The organism is Pedobacter sp. 01N416 (genome assembly GCF_056399685.1).
Map to the genome: position 1 here is coordinate 1 of NZ_JBFTRT010001139.1, position 383 is coordinate 383.

1 protein-coding gene and 1 pseudogene are annotated in these 383 nt (G+C 33.4%); both read left to right on the forward strand.

What is annotated here, in order from left to right; all coding sequences use genetic code 11:
* Positions 1-230, forward strand: a pseudogene (locus tag AC1DND_RS29605) (outer membrane protein assembly factor BamD); the annotation flags it as partial.
* Between the two features lie 3 nt (positions 231-233).
* On the forward strand, positions 234-383 hold a 150-nt coding region (locus tag AC1DND_RS29610; RefSeq protein WP_477586634.1), incomplete at its 3' end, for a DNA-directed RNA polymerase subunit omega.

The window sequence follows — 383 nt, forward strand, 5'->3', positions numbered from 1 at the left end:
CTTTATATACTGAGTTTACTGAAAACCATCCTGACAGTAAATACACTAAAGATGCAAAGGTACTTAAGGATGATGTTGAGGCTGGTATTGTGGCTACAAAACAAGAATTGGCATTATATGCCGCTGATCAGGAAAAATACAAGCAGATGTTGATCAGAACTGGTAAATTAAAGGATACCGTTTCTACAAAACCAACTAATGCTGATAACACGAATATTAAAAACAAGTAATACATGAATACTAACAAACCTGCTGTACCAAATACTACAGTAACCAGAAACGTACACGATTTAGATAAAACTACAGATAACTTATACGAATCTTTAGTGGTAATTGCTAAAAGAGCAAATCAGATTTCGAACAACGTTAAAGAAGAGTTACAT